Annotated in this window: 20 protein-coding genes; 14 read left to right on the top strand and 6 right to left on the bottom strand. The window is 43.3% G+C overall.

Annotated elements, in window-relative coordinates; all coding sequences use genetic code 11:
• Positions 1-41 precede the first annotated feature (41 nt).
• Positions 42-1,256 carry a sodium/glutamate symporter gene (gene gltS, locus AB4167_RS07520; RefSeq protein ID WP_017062061.1) on the top strand — a complete coding sequence of 405 codons (1,215 nt, stop codon included), beginning with the start codon at positions 42-44 and terminating at the stop codon, positions 1,254-1,256.
• 64 nt (positions 1,257-1,320) lie between these two features.
• Here the strand turns inward: gltS and AB4167_RS07515 are convergent, their stop codons facing one another.
• Positions 1,321-2,073, bottom strand: coding sequence for a DeoR/GlpR family DNA-binding transcription regulator (locus tag AB4167_RS07515; protein WP_052879051.1), 753 nt, complete (start codon positions 2,071-2,073; stop codon positions 1,321-1,323).
• Positions 2,074-2,082: 9 nt separating this feature from the next.
• The gene (locus tag AB4167_RS07510; RefSeq protein ID WP_136982366.1) at positions 2,083-2,787 is read right to left on the bottom strand and encodes a glycerophosphodiester phosphodiesterase family protein; all 705 of its coding nucleotides are present in this window, start codon (positions 2,785-2,787) and stop codon (positions 2,083-2,085) included.
• 273 nt (positions 2,788-3,060) lie between these two features.
• Here AB4167_RS07510 and AB4167_RS07505 point away from each other — a divergent pair, with 273 nt between their 5' ends.
• The 13 genes from AB4167_RS07505 to AB4167_RS07445 all read left to right on the top strand — a co-directional run bounded on the left by AB4167_RS07505 (position 3,061) and on the right by AB4167_RS07445 (position 16,491).
• Complete coding sequence (locus AB4167_RS07505) at positions 3,061-4,074, top strand: C4-dicarboxylate TRAP transporter substrate-binding protein (protein WP_017062050.1); 1,014 nt, start codon at positions 3,061-3,063, stop codon at positions 4,072-4,074.
• A gap of 107 nt (positions 4,075-4,181) precedes the next feature.
• Positions 4,182-4,646, top strand: a complete 465-nt coding sequence (locus AB4167_RS07500; RefSeq protein WP_017062049.1) for a TRAP transporter small permease — start codon at positions 4,182-4,184, stop codon at positions 4,644-4,646.
• Positions 4,647-4,655: 9 nt separating this feature from the next.
• The gene (locus tag AB4167_RS07495) at positions 4,656-5,939 is read left to right on the top strand and encodes a TRAP transporter large permease (protein WP_065585139.1); all 1,284 of its coding nucleotides are present in this window, start codon (positions 4,656-4,658) and stop codon (positions 5,937-5,939) included.
• A gap of 35 nt (positions 5,940-5,974) precedes the next feature.
• Entirely contained in the window at positions 5,975-6,760 is a 786-nt protein-coding gene (locus tag AB4167_RS07490) for an HAD-IIB family hydrolase (protein WP_136982029.1), read from the top strand.
• A 762-nt stretch (positions 6,761-7,522) separates the two neighbouring features.
• The gene (locus AB4167_RS07485) at positions 7,523-8,506 is read left to right on the top strand and encodes an LPP20 family lipoprotein (protein ID WP_136982028.1); all 984 of its coding nucleotides are present in this window, start codon (positions 7,523-7,525) and stop codon (positions 8,504-8,506) included.
• 50 nt (positions 8,507-8,556) lie between these two features.
• A complete protein-coding gene (locus tag AB4167_RS07480) occupies positions 8,557-9,540 on the top strand; it encodes a hypothetical protein (RefSeq protein WP_029236521.1) in 984 nt (327 codons plus the stop codon).
• A gap of 15 nt (positions 9,541-9,555) precedes the next feature.
• Positions 9,556-10,167 (top strand): lipoprotein, encoded by a 612-nt coding sequence (locus AB4167_RS07475; protein ID WP_017062044.1) that lies wholly within the window; start codon positions 9,556-9,558, stop codon positions 10,165-10,167.
• Between the two features lie 84 nt (positions 10,168-10,251).
• Positions 10,252-11,745 (top strand): transglycosylase SLT domain-containing protein, encoded by a 1,494-nt coding sequence (locus AB4167_RS07470; protein WP_136982027.1) that lies wholly within the window; start codon positions 10,252-10,254, stop codon positions 11,743-11,745.
• A gap of 78 nt (positions 11,746-11,823) precedes the next feature.
• On the top strand, positions 11,824-11,994 hold the full coding sequence (locus AB4167_RS07465; RefSeq protein ID WP_017062042.1) for a hypothetical protein: 171 nt from the start codon (positions 11,824-11,826) through the stop codon (positions 11,992-11,994).
• 2 nt (positions 11,995-11,996) lie between these two features.
• Complete coding sequence (locus tag AB4167_RS07460) at positions 11,997-12,803, top strand: ETEC_3214 domain-containing protein (protein WP_017071747.1); 807 nt, start codon at positions 11,997-11,999, stop codon at positions 12,801-12,803.
• Between the two features lie 58 nt (positions 12,804-12,861).
• The gene (locus tag AB4167_RS07455) at positions 12,862-13,839 is read left to right on the top strand and encodes a bifunctional oligoribonuclease/PAP phosphatase NrnA (protein WP_017062040.1); all 978 of its coding nucleotides are present in this window, start codon (positions 12,862-12,864) and stop codon (positions 13,837-13,839) included.
• A 245-nt stretch (positions 13,840-14,084) separates the two neighbouring features.
• A complete protein-coding gene (locus tag AB4167_RS07450) occupies positions 14,085-15,011 on the top strand; it encodes a LysR family transcriptional regulator (RefSeq protein ID WP_136973584.1) in 927 nt (308 codons plus the stop codon).
• Between the two features lie 226 nt (positions 15,012-15,237).
• Positions 15,238-16,491 (top strand): D-amino acid dehydrogenase, encoded by a 1,254-nt coding sequence (locus tag AB4167_RS07445; protein WP_136982026.1) that lies wholly within the window; start codon positions 15,238-15,240, stop codon positions 16,489-16,491.
• Between the two features lie 75 nt (positions 16,492-16,566).
• On the opposite strand, the gene AB4167_RS07440 is transcribed toward AB4167_RS07445, so the two are convergent.
• The 4 genes from AB4167_RS07440 to AB4167_RS07425 form a co-directional block, all read right to left on the bottom strand.
• Positions 16,567-17,304, bottom strand: a complete 738-nt coding sequence (locus tag AB4167_RS07440; RefSeq protein WP_136982025.1) for a dienelactone hydrolase family protein — start codon at positions 17,302-17,304, stop codon at positions 16,567-16,569.
• 222 nt (positions 17,305-17,526) lie between these two features.
• Positions 17,527-18,462 (bottom strand): pyridoxal-phosphate dependent enzyme, encoded by a 936-nt coding sequence (locus AB4167_RS07435; protein ID WP_372136364.1) that lies wholly within the window; start codon positions 18,460-18,462, stop codon positions 17,527-17,529.
• A gap of 92 nt (positions 18,463-18,554) precedes the next feature.
• Positions 18,555-19,853 carry a sensor histidine kinase gene (locus AB4167_RS07430; RefSeq protein WP_372136363.1) on the bottom strand — a complete coding sequence of 433 codons (1,299 nt, stop codon included), beginning with the start codon at positions 19,851-19,853 and terminating at the stop codon, positions 18,555-18,557.
• Positions 19,850-20,527, bottom strand: a complete 678-nt coding sequence (locus AB4167_RS07425) for a response regulator transcription factor (protein ID WP_017062034.1) — start codon at positions 20,525-20,527, stop codon at positions 19,850-19,852. Before AB4167_RS07425 ends, AB4167_RS07430 begins: the two co-directional genes overlap by 4 nt.
• Positions 20,528-20,588 lie beyond the last annotated feature (61 nt).

The following is a 20,588-nucleotide window of genomic DNA, read 5'->3' as shown; positions in this document are numbered from 1 at the left end:
CAATATTATGAATAATCTAACTATTAGGAATCCATAACCTCATGACAGAAACCCTAGTTTCTCCAATGCTCTCTTTTACGATCGCGATTTCATTACTGTTTATCGGTAAAGGTTTGATCGAGCGATCTGAAGTATTAAGAAAGTATTCACTGCCAGAGCCTGTGATTGGTGGCTTTGTCTGCGCAGCGACCGTAGCGGCGCTTTACTATATTTTTGAAATCCAAATCACTTTTAGCCTAGATGTCAGAGACTTTTTGCTTCTCTACTTTTTTGCTGGCATCGGGCTCCAAGCGGATATTAAAACACTGATTAAAGGCGGGCGACCGTTGTTCATCCTACTGTGTCTTGCTGCCATTTTTATCGTGTTGCAAAACGTAGTCGGAATGGCAGTCGCTTCTGGCTTTGGAATGGATGCGAAAGCAGGCTTGCTATCTGGGTCTGTTAGCTTGATAGGCGGCGTAGGCACAACGTTAGCTTGGGCGCCAATGTTTGTGGAAGAGTTTGGTATTGCTAACGCGCTCGAACTTGGTGTCGCTTCAAACACGGTTGGTTTAATTGCAGCGTGTGTGATTGGTGGTCCGATTGCGAACTACCTGCTCAATAAACACAAAGTAAGCCCTTCTAATGAAGAAGAGGTTACGGTTGGTGCATTCCAAGAGAGTGAAACAAAAACAGAGCTTAGCCACTACGGCGTTCTGTGGGCGTGGTTGATTCTTAACTTAACACTAATGCTGGGTTACAGCTTGAGTGAAGTTATCGACTCGATGGGCCTAAAACTGCCGTTATTCGTTAGCTGTTTGATCGCAGGTATCCTAATCGGAAACGTTGGTCGCGCACTGTTTAAGAAACGTCGTACACAAGAGAAAATCGCTCAAGGCCGCAAAGGCTTAGCGATGATCTCTGATATTTGTTTAGGCATGTTCTTGACCATGGCATTGATGGGGTTGCGTATCTGGGATCTCGATGGACTGTTTGGCTATATCTCTGTTGTCATGAGTATCCAGATCTTGCTTTCCCTGTTGTTTACTGTGTTTGTCGTTTATTACTTGATGGGAAGAAACTACGATTCTGTGGTGATATGTTCAGGCTTCGGTGGTATCACTCTAGGCTCGACCGCAACAGCAATTGTGAACATGACCGCAGTAACTCATCGATATGGCGCAAGCCCACAAGCATTCATTGTGGTGCCATTAGTGTGTGGTTTCTTTGTTGATTTGATTAATGCGCTAGTGATCAGTTTCTTTGTTGGTCTGTAGCGCTAATTAAGAGCAATTGTCTTAAGCAAAAAAAGCCTAGCTGTGATGCTAGGCTTTGTTGTATTCAAGTATGAGCATTCTCTTCTACTAAGTGTATGTTTAGCTCCGAAGGTAATTGGCTGCTATTGGTGTATATGCGGTCAAAGTCATTCAGTGACGCTACCTTTAGAGCGGCAAAGCGTCCCCATTTACTGGCATCCGCGACAAGCCAGCTTTCACGGCTGTTCTTTATGATTGATTTGGATAGGTCAGCCTCAACTTGCTCATGTTCCATAGCGAAATGACTGTCTGTTACTGAGCCACACCCACAGATGCCAATGTCAGCTTCAAAATCGGAAAAGAAGTGGACCACGCTACTGCCCACCATGTCTTGGTGTTCTCGTCTGAACAAACCACCGGCCAAATACACTTCAATTTGCTCGTTTGCTTCTAAGATACGGGCCACTTGTAGGTTATTGGTGATCACTCGTAACGCGGGCTTTGCCAACAAATACTGCGCAATTCGAGTGACGGTCGTACCAATGCCCATCATGACGGTTGAACCTTCAGGTATCGCATCGGCAACCGCCATCGCAATACTGTCTTTTGTTTCTGACTCAACGCCAGCGCGGAATCGATAACTCGTGTTCGTGAGCGTAGTAGGTAGGCTCACGCCTCCGTGCACTCTACGCGCTAGACCTTGCTCACACAGGTGGTTTACGTCACGGCGAATGGTTTGAGTAGTGACAGAAAACAACTCGGCTAAGTGGTCAATCTGAATATCTTGGTTTGCTTTAAGCGTTGCGAGTATTTCTTTCTGGCGATGGTTCAGTTCCATAGAAGCCCACTAAAATTGGTTTGGTACGTCAGTGATGATGTTATCGACGCCAAGGTTAAAATATTTAGCCGCCAATTGTGGATCGTTCAGAGTCCATATTTTAAGAACTGCGCCTGAAGCTTTGATCGCTTTTGCTATTTTCTCATCAAGAATTCGGTGGTCAATATGAATGCTGTAAAGGTCGAGTGATTTAAGTGACTCGAGGCTGAAATCATTCCAAACCTCGCAGATAAAGCCTCTTTTAACCTCTGGCATTATTTGCTGGCAAAGGCTTAGTGCCTCCTTTTTGAAGCTTGAGATGAGTAGCTTTTCAGTAGGGAACTGCTTTTGTTCAATCAGTGCCGCGACTTTCTCAACTAAAGGTTGGATAGCCTTATCGTCGTAAATTTTGATCTCAAGGTTCAAAGTCACATCGAGCTCTAGACACTTGTCGAGCGCTTCACTCAACGTAGGAATAGTTGTCCCCGCGAACTCGCTACCAAACCAACTGCCAGCATCTAGAGCCTTGAGTGCAGTTAAATCTAAGTCTGCAATATTGCCCGTTCCGTTAGTACAACGATTGACTGTTTTGTCATGAAAAAGCATAGGGATGCCATCAGCGCTCAACTGGGTATCAATTTCAATCCATTTAGCACCAGCTTTCGCTGCTTGTTCAATACTCACTAACGTATTTTCAGGTGCTAAAGACGCGGCACCGCGGTGGCCTGTGATCATAATTCAATCTCGATGTTCATTTGAAAACTCAGGAAACAGTAGCTCTACTTTATTACAGATTTATTATCTATCCGCTATATCTACTTATTTTAAATGAGAGCTAGCTAAAAGGTGTTGTACAGAGTTTATACAATAGTGAGACCTTATACTCACAATGTTCAAGTCGGTAAGATTAATGTTCATATGAATGTAATAATTCACTCACATACTCTACGAAAACTTAATAACCCCCTCTATATTTAGAAAACGATAGCCACATAAAGGTGATAAAAAATGAAAAAGCTATTAGGTACAGTAATTATGGCGGCAACGCTGCTTGTTGGTTGTGGTGAAGCTGACAAGGCTGGTTCTGAAGCTAAAGACGAGCCGATCAATATCAACATGAGCCTTGTGTTCACTCAAAATGAGCTGCTTACACAAGAGCTAATCAAAGCGACCGACAAAATTCGAGAAAGAACCGATGGCTCGGTAAACATTAAAGTTTTCCCTGGTGGCCAATTGCCTGTTTACAAAGATAACTTGGAACAAGTGGTTAACGGTGCCAACTGGATTGCCGTAGAGGATTTGACTTATCTAGGTGATTACGTGCCTGACTTTGCTGCACTTGCAGGTCCAATGCTGTACAACACCTACAATGAATACTTAGCGATGATGGACACTGATTTCGTCGCTGGCCTTAAGACTAAAGCGGAAGAGAAAGGCATCAAAGTACTGAATGCAGACTACATGTTTGGATTCCGCCACATGATCACCAATAAAGAGATCGTTAACTCTGATGACATGAAAGGCATGCGTATTCGTGTTCCACAAAGTCAGCTGTTCATTAGCACACTTTCAGCAATGGGCGCAGCTCCAGCTTCTCTTCCATTCCCTGAGACCTATGCAGGTGTTCAACAAGGCGTTGTTGACGGTCTTGAAGGTTCTATCCTGACAATGTACTCAACCAAGATCTACGAAGTGGCTAAGAACATGTCTTTGACTAAGCACTTCCTTGGCACAGTGGGTATCTACATTTCACCAACGCTTTGGGACAAATTTACGCCAGAGCAACAACAGATCATCAACGAAGAGCTAGAGGCTGGCGCTGAATCTAACACTGCTGAGCTAGTTAAATTGGATGTTGAATACACTCAGAAACTTGAAGAGCTAGGCGTTACCTTCAATGAAGTGAATTCTGAAGAGTTCAACCAGTTGACGGCAGATGTGTACAACCAGTTCCCAAGCTGGAGTGAAGGTATACACGCGACGATCATGAAAGAGCTAGAAACGATCCGAGCTGCACAGTAATCCTGCATACGTCAATTAATTAGTTAATGATTACGGCCTAACTATTCTTAGGCCGTTTTATTCCTGAAATACCCACGTTGTATTCGGTATTTCGCTGGAGAAGTCTTTTGTTTTTATTGAAAAATATTGAAGAAATCCTCGCTTCTATCGCTATATCGATCACCGTTTTGGTTGTTATCGTTAACGTCGTCCTGCGTTATGGATTTGGCTTTGTTGTCCCGTGGAGCGAAGAGTTGTCGGTTATTTGCTTCATTTGGGCTGTCTACTTAGGGATTAGCTCCTGTTACAAACACAAGCTTCACATGGGTGTGGACGTGGTGGTTGCCATGTTGCCAGAAAAAGCAAAAATCCCATTTAGGCTATGTGTTTCCGTTTTCCTACTGGCTCTGAACCTCTTAATGGCAGTTCTGAGTTATCAATATCTCATGTTATCTAACAAGGTAACGCCAGTCATGGGCGTATCATATTTTGTTATCAATGGCGTGTTGTTGCTTTGTTTCTCATTGATGGCGATCCACACCGTTCGATTTATTGCGAACGATGTCGCTTCTCTAAAGCGCTCTTCTAAGTAGGTACGATTCATGGAAAGCTATCTTCCAATCCTTATTCTGTTTGTTCTATTTCTTTTGAACATCCCCATCGCGTTTTCTCTGATTGCATCGGCGATGGTTTACTTTCTTTTTATCAATGACTCTATTCCGGTGAGCTTGGTTATGCAGCGCTTTATTAGCTCTGCTGAGTCTTTTCCGTTGTTGGCTATTCCGTTCTTTATCATGGTGGGTTCGGTGATGAACTATGCGGGGATCAGTAAGAGCTTACTTGCCTTTGCTGATTCTATGATTGGTCACAAAACCGGTGGCCTTGCTCAAGTGAATGTAGCATTGAGTACTCTGATGGGCGGTATCTCTGGATCTGCCAATGCGGATGCGGCGATGCAGTCTAAGATTCTTGCTCCTGAGATGACCAAGCGTGGTTACGACTTACCATTCACGGCCGCTGTAACAGCTGCTTCATCAAGTATCAGCCCTGTGATTCCACCGGGTATCAACCTAATCATCTTTGCTTTATTAGCGAATGTGTCGGTCCATCAAATGTTTATTGCGGGTTACGTTCCGGCATTTTTGATGGCGCTGTCGCTGATGGTGACGATCGCGTTCATCGCTCGCAAACGTCGTTACAAACCGTCGCGTTCTGAGCCAGCTTCTGCCAAAGAGCGCTTTCATTATTTCCTGAAAGCGATTCCGGCACTGTTGATCCCATTTGGCATTATTTTAGGCATGCGTTTTGGCTTGTTCACGCCTACTGAAGCGGGTGCGATTGCTGTATTACTCTGCGCGATTATTGGCATCTTTGTCTATCGTCAACTGGGCTTCCGCCATATCCCGCTGATCATGCGTGAAACAGTGCAAGGCACCAGTAGTGTCATGTTCATCATTATCGGTGCCATGGTCTTTGGTTACTACATGACGCTAGAGCAGATCCCACACAATGTTGCGTCTGCGTTGATTGAACTTACCGACAACAAGCTCGTCTTGCTGTTGTTGATTAACGTACTGCTGTTAGTGGTTGGCATGTTCATCGAAGGCGGTGCTGCGATGATCATACTCACGCCATTACTATTGCCAGCTGTGCTTAACCTAGGCGTTAACCCGGTTCACTTCGGCATTATTGTGATTGTGAATATCATGATTGGTGGTGTGACTCCGCCATTTGGTTCGATGATGTTTACGGTTTGCTCGATTTTAAAAGTTCGTATTGTCGACTTCGTAAGAGAAGTGGCTCCGTTGTTGCTAGCACTACTTACGGTTCTGATGTTGCTGACTTTCTCTGAAAGCTTAGTGATGTTTTTACCGAATTTGCTTTAACACTGTTTAGTGATTGATTGTTTAGAGGTGTAGAAATGAATTCGGTATCGAATGAATTGAACCAAAATTGGAAAAAGATAGATTGGGTGTTAACCGATGTGGATGACACCTTAACGTGGCAAGGTCAATTGCCTCCTGAAACCTTGATTGCGTTAAGCAAGCTACGTGATTCAGGGAAAAAAGTAGTTGCGGTAACGGGCGCATGTGCAGGGTGGTGTGATCACATTGCTCAGTTGTGGCCTGTTGATGCGGTTCTCGGCGAGAACGGCGCGTTCATTATGGAAAAGAAAAACGGTTATCTGACATTGCGCTCTGATATCCCTTTGCCAGAAGTCAGTGCCAATCAGAGTAAGCTGAAAGAACAAGTATTGGCTATTTTGGGCGATTACCCAGAGCTCAGTTTAACGCTGGATCAGTCTTACCGCCTGTGTGAGGTGGCAATCGATATCGGTCAAAACCGTCCTAAAGTCGACGATGCCATTATCGAAGAGATAGTCTCTAAGATTCACGCGTTAGGTGCACATGCGACAGCAAGCTCTATTCACATCAATGCTTGGTATGGTGAGCACTCTAAGAAAGCGACATCGACCGCTTTTCTTAAAGAGAAGGGGTTATCTGACCAAGATATACTTGAGCGTAGTTGCTATGTCGGTGACTCGATGAACGACCAATATATGTTTGAAGCCTTATCAAATAGCGTTGGGGTATCTAACATTCAGCACTATTGGCAACGCCTTGAACACCATCCAGTCGTTGTGATGACTCAACCTGGCGGATATGGTTTTGCCGAGTTTACGGACAAGTTACTCGCGCTAAAATAGTCAGAAAGACATGCTCAAACCCTTCATAGATAAAAGTGAAACTACCCTTAAGGTGGTATCTGTACTTTCTGTCTATGAAGGTTATTTTTAATAAGGATTCATTGTCTGTTGGTGTTTTATTTGGTTTCTTGGTTCGATTTAAATAGAAACTAAAAATAATTTATCTTCCCACAAGATCTACTTCCCATCTTTATTTATCCGCTAATGGCCTATATTTCTGATATCCATTTAATTAGACCTTATTTTCATTTTTATCAGTATTGGCATGAGAAATAGACAGCTCATTTCTGTAAATCCCGCGCGATAGTGATTTATTAACATTGTTGTGATTAACGGAATTTCATTTTTTCGAGTGTCTGTCTGGTATCTTTATTTAGGGTAGAGACTAAAATCTGCTGTTAATATCAAATTTGTCATTGAGATCAGTATTTCACTTTTATTGAATGAATATCACTTTTTTAATCAAAGTTATGTGTATTTTTTGAACCGAAATTCGGTTTTTTTAAGACTTTGTTCACGTTTTTATCAATGGAAAATAAAGAGTTATTGTGTAATTTATAATTTACATCAATTGCCAAAAAATCAAGGCTTTGTATTGTCTTTTTTGTTAATTAACGGAGGTTTTGTATGAATTTGATGTGTGAGATCAATAGAAAATAAATATATTTGGCTCAAAAATGAATCAAACTATAAATTTGGTCGTTTGAATGTTTAATTTTGAGGATATAAGATTGCGACAAACTTTTTCGATGTTGGTTCCAAATGTCTTCAAATAAAAAAATAGTTCGCTTTTTCATAGCGCTATTCGCGTTGCTTGTTCTTTCTGGCTGTCAATCTACAAAACCTGAATGGTATCTAAAGCCTAAAGTAGACAGTGACGAGTACATTTATGCAGTTTCTCAAGCGCTAACTCTGTCTCATGCTAAAAAAATTGCTGTAAACAACATCAACGAAAAGTTATGGACTCAAGTCGAGTCGTCTTTTTACATGAGAGACATCGTTCGAGAAACCAATGGTAAGGTTTTTTCAAATAGTCTAGTTGATAACAAAGTTAATACTAAGACTGAATCCTTGACCTTAAATGGTATCGAATATGTACAAATGGAAGAGAATGATCTTGGTGCGTTTGTCGAAGTAAGAGTGAAAAAGTCACTCGTGACTCAACAGTTGATTCGCGAAATAAAAGATCTAAACCGTAAATCTCAAATCGAACTTGATGCGCTTTCTCACGAAGATAAATTACTTTGGTGGTTAGACAATCGCAGTGTTTATCAAACTGAACACGATGCTTCTGTGCGTATCGCAATGCTTTCATCTCTGAAGCCTAGTTATAAAGCTGACATCAGCGCAATCGAACTGCTGACTATTACACACCAAAAACTAAGCAGCCAAATTAACATCCGTCTCTCTTCAGATAGAGAGTCAAGAAAAGCAATTGAACTGCTGGGGAACCAGTTATCAGAGTTCAATATCGCGACCTCAACTTCAAAGAACAAAAACCAAACTCATGTGTTGAAAGTGGATTCTGAGCGTCGAAGAAACAAAGTCGGAGACGCGTATATTTCAACCTTGGTCTCTAATGTCAAAATTATAAATAAGAAATCTAAAACAGTGTCACGTAGTGAAATTATCTCTACAGGAAATTCTGTAACTAGCTACAAATATGCCGACGAAGGGGCTGCTCGCCACTTTGATGAGCAAATAAAAGAGAAAGGGATTTGGACTGCGCTGGGCTTAATTAAATAGCGAACCTCTAGTCCTAGAAAAATAAAATAAACATATTCGGGAGAGAATATATGTTAAAGAAAACGTTAATGGCTAGTGCGGTACTTACTATCTTGACTGGTTGTTCGAGTACGCCTGTAGAGGTTTGCACACCTGATACTCGCGTCGAAATTGAGCAAGCTGACGTAACTATCCCATCAACAGAAGACGTTAAAGTTATCGTACTTTCGCCAGATATTTCTTTTCAAGATGAAGCGCGAACAAAGCTGATTTCTTCAATGCGAAATGAGCTTGAAAGTCAGATTTCCAGCTCCGGTGCAGAATTGGTCGATCGTACTTTAGCTAATAAGCTTAAGAAAGAGCTAATGTTCGCCGAGCAAAGTGGCCGATACAACACCAAAGGAGCGTCGGTAGCAGATATTGCAATCATTACTGAAATAACGGCATCAGACCTTACTTACAAGTACAAAGAAGCTCGTAAGAAAACTAAGGATGATGGTGAAGTGAAATATTACCCAGCTGAATGTAGATTCGAGGTTGATGTTAAAGCTGTCACGAAAGTGGTTTCAGTCCCAAGTATGACATTGCTTAAACGCTTTGAAATGGAAGGTGATGAGCAAATTACAGTAGAAGAGCGCAGTTCTGATTGTCCAATCACAATTGGACAATATCAAAGCCTAGCTAGCAAAGCGGCTATGGAAGCGGTTGAACATACCTATGACTTAAAGCAAATGTTGGCAGCAAGTGCTCATGTATCCGAGCTTCGTCAGTGCCAACACGGCAGCATGGTGAAGTTAAATATGGGTAAGAATAAAAAGGTCACACCAGGGGCTGAGGTATTGTTTTCAAAAGCAATGAAGTCAATGGAAGGCGATACGGAAATATTCCCTATTGGTACCGGCCATGTTGTAAACAATGAACACAACGCAGTGACACCAAATTATTCTTGGGTGTCGATTGACGAAGAAACAGCTCTTAAAGTTCAAAAAGGCTCTTTAGGCAAAATGGTGCCAGAAGGCTGTCACTGGGCAGATATAGAATGCACGCTTAAATAGTCAGGTAATTAAAAAATGAAAAAACTACTTATTGCAACTTCACTAGTAGCAGTTCTAGCTGGCTGTCAGAGCAACAACGCGACGGTTAAGGAAGCGCAAAACTTCGCTCCATGTACTTTCCCAGATGCACCTACCGTATCTGCGCCTGGTTGGATTTGTGACGTGATACCAAGCGATATCGCTGCAGCGGCAAAAGGCTACTCCAAGAAGAGTGCAGCTGGTATGAGCGTTATGCGAAAAGTTGCAGTCAATGATGCTCGTGTAAACCTTGCAGCTGAGTTTGAAACTGACGTGAGCAACCTATTCCAAGCGGCTACTGAAGGTGTGACTTCTACATCGGCAGCAGAGGGTATAACGCTAGTGACTGAAGATGTTCAAGAGACATTCGAGAACATCACTAAGACAGTCGTGAATAAAACGCTTACTAGCAGCCGCATTATCGTAAGCCAAGCAAGCCCAACGGGCGGCTTGTACGTTCTAGTCGGTATGGACCAAGCTGCATACGATGCGAATATGAACAAAGTAATTGATGAAGTTGGTGGTGAAGATTCTGCTTTGTGGGATCAATTCAACAATGAGAAAGCGGCAGCAGACCTTGCGGCGGCGTTCGATGCATTGAAAAAATAACCGCGAACGGAACCGCGATTAGTATTAGTGAAAAAGGCCGCCATTTGAGTGGCCTTTTGTCTCTATACACTCTGGGAGTGAACTATGTACAAAATGATCAATAAGACCGTGTTAGCTGTAGTTATTTCGGCAGCTATTAGTTCTCAGGCATTTGCTGTGTCAGAAGAACAAAAGCAGCAGCTAAACAATGCTGTTGCCAAAGCAAGCCAGTCTCAAGAAGACAAAGTCAAAGAGTTTCATGCTTACGTTAATGCTTATTTGGATGAGTACGAAGCTTGGCGTGATGAATATACTAACAACCTCGATGAGCGCAGAACCGATCTAATCAAGACATGGGGCGAGGGTGAGGTTTCATCTCAAACCAAGCAGGTGGATTACTCTCAAGACGATCAGGTGAAAACTTCAGTCGATTACGAAACCAATACTGCAACAGTATCTGTATTGGTGGATGAAGATAGCAGCCCTGAAGAGATTAAAGCGCTTGTTAAAAACATTCCGGTTGAGGTTGCTGGTCAAAACGTTGAGCTAGCGGAGCTAAAAGCAGAAGACCACGCGGTGCTTTACTCTTTGGAGAAAGAGCAAGAAGAGAAAAACTTCGTTATCCAGCAGACGCAAAGCCAGATGAATGAGTTGGATGTGCAAGCCGAGCGATTGGTTTTATCTGATACTGGTATTCCAGACTCTTTCATTTACCAGCGTGCTCATAACAAGAAAATGGCACTACTGGCAAAAGCTCAGGAACGTATTGCGGCGCAAACCAAGCTGTATGACGAAATGCGTGCCAAACATGGTATTGAGGTTAAACGACCAGAGCCAGAAGTTGAGATCGTAAAGCCAGCTGAAAAGGTTGAAGTATCAAAAGAGGTTGCCAAGCTAGAGCCCGCGCCAACAAAAAAGCAGCCGCCAAAAGTTGTGGAAAAAGTCGTCGAAAAAGCGCCACAGCCACAAGTGGTAAAGCCTAAGCCAGCCGTTGACGTTGCGGCGGCCCCGTCTAAGCCGAAAAAAGTGATCAGTTACAAAGTTAAGCTTCCTGAGAACAGCTTAAAAGCGCGCGCGAGCAAGTACAGTGCGTTGGCTGAAAACGAGAGTAAAAACTGGGAAGTTGATGCTGCACTGATTATGGCAATCATGCACTCGGAATCGGCGTTCCGTCCGGATGCGAAATCACACGTGCCTGCGTTTGGTTTGATGCAAGTGGTACCAACCAGTGCGGGTCATGACGTTAACAAACAAGTCCGTAATATCGACGCGCCAATGAAAGTGGCGGATCTGTATCAACCAGTTATCAACGTAGAAACAGGTACGGCCTATTTAGACATCCTAAACAGTAAGTATCTTCGCAAGATAAAGAATGACGAAAGCCGTTTGTACTGTGTCATTGCCGCATATAACACTGGTGCGGGTAATGTGGCTAGAGCGTTCAATAAAGATCGCTCCACCAGTATTGGCAAAGCATCGAAGATTATCAACCAGCTGACGCCTCAACAAGTCTATGATCAGCTAGTGGTTAATCTGCCGTACGACGAAACCAAAAATTACTTGAAGAAAGTAAACAGTCGTATCGCTTTGTATAAGTAATAAATTAGTTAAGCAAAACAAACAAGTACATGTCATTGGCATGTACTTGGATTACCAGTTAATGAATTGAGAGTAGCAATGTTTAAAATTTTCGCTTTAGTATTTATCGGTATCGGCATTTATCTTGGTCTTAATTACAGCGATGAAATTGAAAGCACCATGGACACGGATGCTTTTGAGCGAGTTCAAGAGAAGGCTGAAGATGGTACAGATGCGCTAATGGATAAAATCGACGAGATCAAAGGTTAAAAATGTCTGAAGAGCAAAACAAGGATATTCAAAAAGATATACAGGAAGAGTTACAAGAACTTCAAGACACTCAAGAGTCTCTGTTGGAAGAGCAGAAGAAGGGCGGTATGGCACGCACTATCGGCTTAGTGTCGGTTATTTCCATTGCTTTGGGCGGCTTTAATGACAGCTTTGACGCGCTAGAAAAGATGTTCGATTTTGGTCTTTCTCAAATGACAGACATTCCATCGCATAGAAAGTTGGACAAAATCTATATTCGTTCATCTGCCGAAACCTTAGACCAAACATTTGGTGCGCCTGTTTATATTAAGCGCGCTACAACGGATGATGTGATTAAGTACTACCAGGACGACAACTTCATCCTTTCTGCGATTACTCGAGATAATGCGATCGTCGCTTATCTGGTCTTCCCAAATGAAGACTTTGCTCCAGAAACATTCGAGCATGCAGGTGGTTCTGAGTTTTTTGCACAGACGTTTAGTTCTATTGAAAGTGTCAATGAGATCCGTGCATCGTTTGCAAGAACAGGTAACTACTACATTGAAGAGAATAATGGTGGCGAATTTGGCTACTTGTACTCATCAATCAGTGGTGCGAGTGAGTTTATTTCGCCGATGTTACAAGAGAACAGGAAGTTGCTTTCGGAAGTGGTAGACGCTTTAACAATGGACGAGAACGTTGTAGAAAGCGTACAGTCTTTACGTTTGAATGCGAAACCTAATTTCTATGGTTACAGTACGTTAGGTGTGGGGGCTTTAGAAGAAGCTATTTTGTCTAACACCGAATATCGTTTAATTCATAAGAGTTAACCATTAACGCATCAGTTCTAGCTTATGATCAAGCTAGAACTTTATTAGCAGTGGGATTATGGCAAATTTAAAGTTCGAAAGCTTTCTAGAACGGCTTAAGGGTGATGACAGAATCATTATTCAAGCTCATGACTTTCCTGACCATGATGCGATTTCTTCCGCATACGCCTTAGCATACTTATTAAAAAGCAAAGGGTTGCGCCCATATATTACGTTTCATGGTTATATAGATCGAGTGTCACTCAGGAACTTAATAGATTGGCTAGATATTCCAATCTATCAGCCAAAAGATTTGAAACTACAACCGGATGACAAGGTTATTGTTGTTGATGGCTGTATTGGTGAGAAAAATGTCATCGATTTTCCGGGGCTTGAGGTCGGAGTGATCGACCACCATCAAGTGAAAGCACCTGATTTTGTATGGTATTCCGATATACGTTCAAACTATGGTTCAACAGCAACCATAATGGTTGAGTATTATCGTTATTTTTCTCTGCAGATGCCCCAAAATATTGCGACAGCACTATTGGTTGGTCTGAGTTTTGATACCGCAAACTTTACCCGAGGGGTAGGGACTGCAGATCTAAAAGCATTGTTGTATCTTCAAGCGAAGGCCAATAATGATATGGTTAACAAAATTTGTCGTAATCAAGTAGAGTTCCATGAATTAAAACTTTTCTATTCCATGCTCGATAGCTTACGTCGTGAAAAAAACGCAGCATTTGCTGTGCTTCCTGAAGGTTGCCCTAAAAATATGCTTGGCGTGTTAGGTGATTTCTTGCTGAGTGTTGATGAGCTCGATATTGTTGTTCTCACTGCTAGAAATAGAGAGAAGACCTTTATCTCTCTCCGTTCAGAGTGTTCAAAAAACAATGTCGCGAAGATAGTTAGAAGGGCCCTTAATGAAAAAGGGATTGGTTTTGGCGGCGGGCACCCTCATATGGCTGGCGGCATTATCAACAAACAGTTTGAATTCAGCAGTGAACTTGCTTGTGTTTATGACTTGATTCGACCGAACCTTTTACTTGATGCCTAAGTCCATCAGTGAAAATGATTGTTGCTCTACAAGAAGTAACAACTCAAAGGTGATGACGAAAGTTGTCGCCTTTGTTTTATCGACAGCAAGCTAAAACACGTATATCAGCCTTTGATGTGATGTCTTGAAGTGACTCGGTGCACAAGTTAGAAAGTGCAATTACGATCTTGATAAATTGGGATATATGTTCGCAGCAAATTTGTGAGACGCTTGATTAAGTGTCAGTTGAATTACAAGGAAGTTGAATGCACCACTTTAATATCCGTGCTCTCGAGTACTTAAACGCGTTATCAAAATACAGGTCGTTACGTAAGGCATCTAAGATGATGAACGTTGACCCTGCCGCGATGAGTCGGATGTTGACACAGTTAGAAGCGCAAGCGGAAATGAAAGTATGGGAGCGCAACAACCGCCAATCACTGTTAACCGAAGCGGGTAATGAACTGCTGAATTACTACCGTTCCATTGTTCGTGGAGAGGCCGCTGTGCTTGCTCGACTAACCAAGCTTAAAAACCTCAAGGGCGGTAATGTTAGCATCGCGATTGGAGAAGGATTTATTACTAACTTGGTCTCTAAACCGATGCAAACCTTCATGGCTCGATACCCTGATATCAATTTATCGATTGAAATTGCAGGTGCATTGGATGCCGTGAAAATGTTAGAAGATCAACAGATAGATTTCGCGATCACCTATGCGTCTGCACCTCATCCTAAACTGCATTCACACGTCGAGCGTAGTCATCCGCTCGAATTGATTGCTCCGAAGGGGCACTTCCTTACGATGAAAGATGCACCAGTGGTAATGCAAGATATTCAAGACGCTTCTCTCGCCTTGATCGATAACTCGACCGGTATGGGGAGGCTAGTAAAGCAGGCTGAACAAATTTCCCATCTTACCTTGCAGCCAAAACTTCAAACTAACTCAGTCACGGCACTGACTAACTTCGTTTCAGCAGGGTTGGGCGTCACCTTTATGCCTAAGCTCACTGTGATCGATGAAATAAAGTCAGGGCAGATTGAAGTGGTTGCGACCGAGTTGGAGATGCTATCGAAGGCGACGGTTAAGGTTCAATCTTTGAAAGGCCGTGCACTTACGCTACAAGCCGAAACCTTGTTGGATTTCTTACTCGAGAACGCCACTTTCTTAAGCCATGACGCTTATAATATCTAGGCTTAGTTGATTTACTTAGCGACTCCTACCTAAGCTTTCAAATACCGCCAATATCACACTTTCAAACTGCCGAATTCGTTTTTAAGTCGAATTGAGTTTTTGTCAACGCTCTCTCTATTGTTAAGTCAACACGTGCGGAATAAGTTACAAACCATTAACGAAACGAGTTTTACACTGACAGTTGTGTTCGGCTGGTTTTGGCTTTGTCGGGCATTAGGGGAAGAGAATGGAAGTAATTGTAATTGGCAGCGGTGTGATTGGCTTGACCAGTGCTTGGTATCTGGCGAAAGAGGGCCACTCGGTGACGGTTATCGATCGTCAAGATAGCAGTGGCAAAGAAACCAGTTTTGCGAATGCCGGGCAAATTTCTTACGGTTATTCATCACCATGGGCGGCACCGGGCATCCCTTTGAAAGCGATGAAATGGCTTACCCAAGAACATGCGCCACTTAAAGTGAAGCCTTCTCTTTCTCCAGAGTTAATGTCTTGGGCGACTAAGATGCTCGCCAACTGTAATGAAGCCAAGTACGCACAGAATAAATCGCGGATGTTACGAGTCGCTAACTACAGCCGAGATTGCCTGACTCATCTAAGAATCAGTGAAGATTTGGCTTATGAGGGCCGGCAGAAAGGCACCTTGCAAGTATTCAGAAGCGAAAAACAATTGGACGCTATTCAGCAGGATATGAAGCTATTAACAGAGAGTGGAATCGAACACTCGCTGTTTGATGTTGAACAGTGTCTGTCAGTGGAGTCTGGTTTAGCAGACGTTAAAGACAAGCTGGTGGGCGGCCTGTATTTACCACACGATGAAACCGGTGATTGTCATCAGTTCTGTTTAATCCTGACTGAGAAAGCCAAGCAACTCGGCGTTCAGTTCGTGTTTGATACCGAAGTGGTTAGGCTCAATCATCAGAATCAAACCATTGAGAGTATTACAACGACTCAAGGCGAGTTCAAAGCGGATGCTTACGTGGTCGCTTCAGGAAGCTATTCTCGAGAACTGTTGAAGCAAGTCGATTTGTCGATCCCGGTTTATCCAGTGAAAGGCTATTCGCTAACACTGCCGATCGTGAATGCAGATAAGTCACCAACCTCGACTGTGATGGATGAAACTTACAAGGTAGCGATGACGCGATTTGATGATCGTATTCGCATTGCAGGGACGGCAGAACTTGCGGGGTTTAATTACCTTATCCCTGAAAAACGCAAAGCCACGATTGATATGGTGATTAAAGATCTTTTCCCACAAGCGGGTGACTTTTCTAAGGCTGAATACTGGACTGGGTTAAGACCAATGACGCCGGATGGTACGCCTATTATCGGTAAGACGCCTATCAAGAACCTATTTACAAATACTGGACATGGGACATTAGGTTGGACAATGGCATGTGGCTCAGGAAAGATCTTGGCAAGCGTGGTCAGTGGCTCTGATTGCGATATAAAAGCAGACGACTTGAGCATCCATCGTTACATGTAGTTCATCCAAATCCTTGGTCATACGAATTAGCCCATGTTTATTAAGCATGGGCTAATTTGGTTTGAGTGTCGCGGCTTATCGGGTGGTGGTTTCTAACACATGAGTGAATCGTTCCCACGATTTTTGGTCAGCTTCATGTTGATAGTTATTCGATCCGAATACTGTGAAGGCGTGTGGCGCACCACTATAAGTGATCATCTCATGCGGAACTTTGGTTGATTCAAGTTGAGCGGCGAGGCTTCCAAAGTCGTGCATTGAAATCATGGCATCAGCCGTGCCGTGGAACACGACTACGGGAGCTTTAGTCTGCGAGTAGTCTTGGCCTTTTGGTGTTGATAAACCGCCATGGAAGGTTACGTAAGCCTTCGAAGGAATTCCCGCACGAGCGGCTTCCAATACAGCGGCTCCGCCGAAACAGTATCCCGTCATTACGTTGTTATCTAAGTTTCCGCCAAGTCTTTGTGCTTCCATGGCTCCTGCGTTGAGTAGCGCACGCATTTTTTCACGGTCTTTATACAATTCGCCCGTGTGCTGCTTTTTGTCTTTCACTTCGGTTGGGCGGATGCCTTTACCAAATAGGTCGATAGCGAACACGTTGTAACCGAGTTCGTTGAGCATCTCAGAACGTTTCTTTTCGTAATCGGTTAAGCCATCCCAATCGTGTATTAGCAGTACCAAAGGCGCTTGGTCACTGGCTTCACTCCAATAACCTTCGTAATCCATCCCATCGACTTGGTAAGTGACGTTTTCTCCTGATATCGCAGAGAAGGGCAGTAAAACTGAAAACAGGCCGAGCGTAGTGAGTTTTCGCATGCGTAATTCCTTTCGATGACAATTGACGTTCCAATCGAAAGTATAGATAACGCGATGATTCTCGCCAGATTTCTGTCTCTAACTTGAAATGTCTGGCAGGGATAGCAGGTGGCTATTACTGATAAACAGCCATCGAAAGGGAGTGCGATGGCTGTTCATGATGCGCTGAGAAATTCTCAGTTCGCAGAAACGCGGGGCATTAGAGTAGAAAAGAACGGATTACTACCAAGTAGCGTTATCAGCGGTGTGACTACTTCGAAGTTCTGGGTACTTACGTTGATAGCGCGGCAACATCGACTCATTACCTAAGATGCCACCTTGATGAATATAGATAATGGTTTTAGTTGGGTTATCTGTCTGCCATTGCTCTAAACATTGCCACATCAATGGATCGTAAAGCAGATCGAATTCAATGTCAGTTTGCTCCTGAAGATCTAGCCATGTCTGATAGTCTTGCTTATACAGTTTACCAAAGTGGTGCTTTTTCGGGAGAGGTAATATCTGCGGATGTTCACTTTCGCCAAGCTCATTGAATTGCTGCGTTAAATAGTCACTGCCACCAACACAAGCACAGGTTAGCACTGGGATGTTGTGCATTTTTAAATGCTTATGAAGGTACAGCGCAGTACTGCCAGTTCCTGCGGGTAGGGCCACAACAAAATCGTATTGGTTTTCAAAGCGAGTCCAGCTCAGTATTTCCATCGCCAGTTGTTTTACGCCATATTCAGAAAGCTGAGAGCGTCCACCTTCTGGTAACACAATGCATTGTGAGTCAGGTTGTCTTACTTGCTCAATATACTCTTGTGGATGAAGCTCAGAGCCTGTTTCTTTGACTGAAATAACCTCAGCCCCGAGATCGATAGCGCCACGGTAGTTGCCGAGTGGGCGTTCTTGTAGCCATCGAGGTAGGTGATCAACGTAAAACTCAAGCGTCCAACCTTTGATTTTTGCAAGTGCGGCTAGCGAGAACAATGAGTTGGCTTGAGCGGAACCATAGCTTATTAGGGTGGTAGTGCTTGGGTGCTCGTCTTCCAGTAGCTTCATGAACTTTCTGGCTTTGTTGCCGCAAAAGTGGGAATGAAGCTGATCGTCACGCTTTAAGAAAAAGGTGTGGTCGTTGTATTGATGTTGAGTTACAGGGCTATTATTTAGTTTCATCGCACTTAGACAAAATGCTGACTCAAGAGCCAGCATTTTTAAATCAAATAGGACGGACGAGTATCTAGTAGCCAGAGGCGGCTGTAAACCAACTAAATCAAGTTTTCGTTCGATATTGACGCGGATGAATCGGCTTGAAAGGTGATCTTGGCTGTGCATCCACCACAGCTGCGATTAAACAATTCAAAGTCCCAATGAAAACGCTGACACAAGTCCTCGACAATCAATAAACCTAACCCATGCCCATTTGGATTGTATTGTTCTTGGAGGCCTTCTCCTTGGTCTTCAATCACAACACTCTCGTGGGACAGAGTGACCGTTACGGTGCCACTATTGGTCGCTGCAATGGCATTTCTCAACAAGTTTCCGACCAACATATTCATTATCGCGCTGGTGGCCTGAATTGTGGGTTCTGATTGAACTTGTAAGGTTATCGCGACTTCCTTCTCGTCAGCCTGCAACGAATTTTTAGAAACGATAGTCTCTAGCTCTTGCTGGCTGAATAAACGTAGCGGTGCATCGTCACTGTTTCTTTCATAGCGAACGAGACCAAGCAGTGCATCGACCATTTCAGACATTTGAACAATGGCTTCATCAATACGTTCAACCTGACGAGATTGAAATTCGGTTGTTTCGCTTCTCAGTAACAGTTTGTTGGCACCACGAGCAACAGTCAACGGAGTTCTTAGTTCATGACTTGAGTAGCGTGCGAAAGCTTGCTCGCGTTTTACTAGAGAATTGATTTCTCTTCTGTATTGATTGAGTTGATCCGTCAACTGACGAAACTCCACCGCCGCATCGTCATTCACTCCAAATTCTTCGTTTAGATTGAGCTTATTGGATTCAAGCTGTTCAGACAGGGAGTTGAAGGGCTCAATCAGGCGTTTAGACAACCGATAGAGCAGAGCTCCGAAGCTGAATATTAGAATAGAGAGAAGGGCTAATACAAATGTGGTGGCATAAACGAGCTCAAAGACACTAAGCTCGACACGGTCTATTTCAGAAAGCAGAACAATAGGGTGAGTTCTACCTTCATGAGTATACTCGCCTACATAGACCATGCGAGATTCTGGATCTTCACCGACCTCACCAATGAAATTTTCTTTGCCTTCAATATACTTTAAATACTTTTTCGGTAGATAGGAAAGATCGTTGTAAGCGATAGTCAGGTCATCAATACGAAGCTCTCCACTTTCACCTGACTGGAATAACCCGACTGCATAGTTGCGGTCAATTAGGATGCGTCTTTCACCCACGCGGTCTTCCGACAAGTACAGGGCTGTGATAAATACCACATAGACAAATGCCGACACAATTACGGCCATTAACCCAAAGAAAACCGCTAAGCGGCCCGTTAGGGTTTTTGTGCTTGTAAGAACATTTGAAATCAATTCGATGGCTCCAATCGGAAGCCAACTTTAGGCACCGTAATTAACATCTGAGTGTCGAAAGGCTTGTCGAGTTGATTACGTAACTGATAAATGTGACTGCGCAACACATCATTGTTGGGTTCGTTTTCTTCCCATAACTTGTAGGAAATAGCTTCACGAGTGACTACTTCAGGTGCGCTTTGGCACAGCATCTCAAGTATGGTGTAAGTGGTTGGGTTGAGCGCTAGTAGTTTATCTTGGCGGTAAGCTTTACGGGTTTTTTGGTCGATGGTGAGTTCATCGAACTGAAGTTTTGATGAGGCGACTTTTCCGCGGTAACGACGGACTAACGCGTTCATTCTTGCTTCTAGAATATCCAAATCAAATGGCTTGGTGAGGTAATCATCGGCACCGTGTTCAAAGCCTTTCAGCATATCTTCTCGGCTATCTAAGGCGGTCAGCATCAAAATAGGTGTCGCGTTACCTTGGTCTCGCAGTTTATTACAAACCGTTAGGCCGTCCATTCTCGGTAACATTAGATCCAATATGATGATATCAAATGAGTTTTCCAACGCGAGTTGTAGGCCAAGTTCACCGTTGTCTGCGTAATCGAGTTCCATGCCAATACACTCAAAATAATCAAACAAGACACCTGCAATTTCACGGTTATCTTCGACTAATAGAACTCGTTTCATTTTGATTCTCATACAGAAATAGACAGTAACATTATCCTGAGTGAGCGTGAAAAATATGTCA

Origin of the sequence: Vibrio sp. 10N.286.49.E11, assembly GCF_041469505.1 — a bacterium.
In the GTDB taxonomy this organism is placed as follows: Bacteria; Pseudomonadota; Gammaproteobacteria; order Enterobacterales; family Vibrionaceae; genus Vibrio; species Vibrio crassostreae_C.
The sequence above is the reverse complement of the archived record's forward strand: the minus strand, read 5'-3'. Positions and strand labels throughout refer to the sequence as shown.

What these genes read in the sequence shown, in the direction of transcription:
- gltS (WP_017062061.1), top strand. Translation starts at nt 42, where the DNA reads ATGACAGAAACCCTAGTTTCTCCAATGCTCTCTTTTACGATCGCGATT.
- AB4167_RS07515 (WP_052879051.1), bottom strand. Translation starts at nt 2,073, where the DNA reads ATGGAACTGAACCATCGCCAGAAAGAAATACTCGCAACGCTTAAAGCA.
- AB4167_RS07510 (WP_136982366.1), bottom strand. Translation starts at nt 2,787, where the DNA reads ATGATCACAGGCCACCGCGGTGCCGCGTCTTTAGCACCTGAAAATACG.
- AB4167_RS07505 (WP_017062050.1), top strand. Translation starts at nt 3,061, where the DNA reads ATGAAAAAGCTATTAGGTACAGTAATTATGGCGGCAACGCTGCTTGTT.
- AB4167_RS07495 (WP_065585139.1), top strand. Translation starts at nt 4,656, where the DNA reads ATGGAAAGCTATCTTCCAATCCTTATTCTGTTTGTTCTATTTCTTTTG.
- AB4167_RS07490 (WP_136982029.1), top strand. Translation starts at nt 5,975, where the DNA reads ATGAATTCGGTATCGAATGAATTGAACCAAAATTGGAAAAAGATAGAT.
- AB4167_RS07485 (WP_136982028.1), top strand. Translation starts at nt 7,523, where the DNA reads ATGTCTTCAAATAAAAAAATAGTTCGCTTTTTCATAGCGCTATTCGCG.
- AB4167_RS07480 (WP_029236521.1), top strand. Translation starts at nt 8,557, where the DNA reads ATGTTAAAGAAAACGTTAATGGCTAGTGCGGTACTTACTATCTTGACT.
- AB4167_RS07475 (WP_017062044.1), top strand. Translation starts at nt 9,556, where the DNA reads ATGAAAAAACTACTTATTGCAACTTCACTAGTAGCAGTTCTAGCTGGC.
- AB4167_RS07470 (WP_136982027.1), top strand. Translation starts at nt 10,252, where the DNA reads ATGTACAAAATGATCAATAAGACCGTGTTAGCTGTAGTTATTTCGGCA.
- AB4167_RS07465 (WP_017062042.1), top strand. Translation starts at nt 11,824, where the DNA reads ATGTTTAAAATTTTCGCTTTAGTATTTATCGGTATCGGCATTTATCTT.
- AB4167_RS07460 (WP_017071747.1), top strand. Translation starts at nt 11,997, where the DNA reads ATGTCTGAAGAGCAAAACAAGGATATTCAAAAAGATATACAGGAAGAG.
- AB4167_RS07455 (WP_017062040.1), top strand. Translation starts at nt 12,862, where the DNA reads ATGGCAAATTTAAAGTTCGAAAGCTTTCTAGAACGGCTTAAGGGTGAT.
- AB4167_RS07450 (WP_136973584.1), top strand. Translation starts at nt 14,085, where the DNA reads ATGCACCACTTTAATATCCGTGCTCTCGAGTACTTAAACGCGTTATCA.
- AB4167_RS07445 (WP_136982026.1), top strand. Translation starts at nt 15,238, where the DNA reads ATGGAAGTAATTGTAATTGGCAGCGGTGTGATTGGCTTGACCAGTGCT.
- AB4167_RS07440 (WP_136982025.1), bottom strand. Translation starts at nt 17,304, where the DNA reads ATGCGAAAACTCACTACGCTCGGCCTGTTTTCAGTTTTACTGCCCTTC.
- AB4167_RS07435 (WP_372136364.1), bottom strand. Translation starts at nt 18,462, where the DNA reads ATGAAACTAAATAATAGCCCTGTAACTCAACATCAATACAACGACCAC.
- AB4167_RS07425 (WP_017062034.1), bottom strand. Translation starts at nt 20,527, where the DNA reads ATGAAACGAGTTCTATTAGTCGAAGATAACCGTGAAATTGCAGGTGTC.